General features: G+C 68.3%; 2 protein-coding genes. Both read right to left on the reverse strand.

Annotated elements, in window-relative coordinates:
• Positions 1-29: 29 nt before the first annotated feature.
• A complete protein-coding gene (pyrE, locus tag AC1D1G_RS45080) occupies positions 30-560 on the reverse strand; it encodes an orotate phosphoribosyltransferase (protein WP_005238397.1) in 531 nt (176 codons plus the stop codon).
• 20 nt (positions 561-580) lie between these two features.
• Positions 581-1,375: an SDR family NAD(P)-dependent oxidoreductase gene (locus AC1D1G_RS45085; protein WP_280784162.1), complete on the reverse strand. Its 795-nt coding sequence runs from the start codon at positions 1,373-1,375 to the stop codon at positions 581-583.
• Positions 1,376-1,507: the final 132 nt, after the last annotated feature.

A 1,507-nucleotide genomic window follows, 5' to 3' on the forward strand; every position in this document is an offset into this window, starting at 1 on the left:
CCGGCACACTTCGCCACTCACATGTGCGGTCAGAGGTTCAGGTCGGGGAGGCCGAGGAGCGAACGGTACTCGAGACCCTCGGCCGCGATCACCTCGTCGGCACCGGTCGCGCGGTCGACGACGGTCGCGACACCGACCACGATCGCCCCGACGTCGCGCAACGCCTTCACCGCGGTGAGCGGAGAGTTGCCCGTGGTCGTGGTGTCCTCGACGACGAGGACACGCTTGCCGACGACGTCCGGCCCCTCGATCTGCCGCTGCATGCCGTGCGCCTTCGCGGCCTTGCGCACCACGAACGAATCGATCGGCCTGCCCGGGGCGTGCATCACGGCCATCGCCACCGGGTCGGCGCCCATCGTCAGTCCGCCGACGGCGTCGAAATCCCAGTCCGCCACCAGTTCACGCAGCAGCTTCCCGATCAGCGGGCCAGCCTCGTGATGCAGCGTGGCGCGGCGAAGGTCCACGTAGTAGTCGGCTTCCTTGCCCGAAGACAACGTCACCTTGCCGTGCACAACAGCCAGCTCACGCACCAACGCGGCCAGATCCTCGCGATCACTCATGCCCAAAACCCTACCCACCTCTATGTGCGGGCACGCCCCCGGCCGAACACGTTGGTCAGCCGCCGGACCAGACTCTTCGGGACGAGTCGACCGGCAGTGGTCAGCACCTTGTACTGGAGGCCGGGAATGCTCACGACCTTGCCGTCCTCGAGGTCGGCCAGCGACGCCGCGACCACCTGGTCGACGCTCAGCCACATCGGCTTCGGAATCGAACTCATCTCGATGCCCGCGCGCTCGTGGAACTCGGTGCGAATGAATCCCGGGCACAGCGCCTGAATCCGCACACCCGTGCCGCCCAGCCCGTTCGCCAGCCCCTCGGAGAACGAGATCACGTACGCCTTGCTCGCCGAATAGGTCGATCCCCGCCCGGACAGCAGGCCGGCGACGCTCGCCACGTTGATGACGGTGCCGTTCGCCGACGCGATCATGGTGGGCAACGCCGCGCGGGTCAGCTGCATGACGGCGGTGACGTTCACGTCCAGCTGGGACTGCAACAAATCCGGCGTCGCCGTCCAGAATTCGCCCGACGTGCCGAATCCGGCGTTGTTGACCAGCACCTCGACACCCTTCCCGAGGCGCTGCGCCACTTCCTCACGCCCGGACGCCGTGGCCAGATCGGCCTGCAGGATCTCGGACTCGGTGTCGAACAACGCCTTCATCTCGTCGGCGAGGGCCTGCAAGCGGGTTTCGTCACGCGCGACGAGCACGAGGTCGTAACCGAGAGACGCGAACTTCCTCGCGAAACCGGCACCGAGCCCCGACGTCGGGCCGGTGACGAGGGCAACGGGTCGGGCGGAACTGGGGGGCGTCGACATACCGGTGACGGTAGCAAGGCGCTGCGCGCCTGTGCGCGGTTAACGAGTCCCAGGACTCGTCAGGCACTCACGGGCGCGGAGCTCCGGGGCCCGGCGGGCGGGGAGCGCCGGGAGTCTGCTGGCGGGGAGCGC

This window comes from Rhodococcus sp. P3_B8 (assembly GCF_056402775.1).

Bases quoted from the DNA above. Each gene is read 5' to 3' on its own strand.
- pyrE (WP_005238397.1), bottom strand. From the start codon at position 560: ATGAGTGATCGCGAGGATCTGGCCGCGTTGGTGCGTGAGCTGGCTGTT.
- AC1D1G_RS45085 (WP_280784162.1), bottom strand. From the start codon at position 1,375: ATGTCGACGCCCCCCAGTTCCGCCCGACCCGTTGCCCTCGTCACCGGC.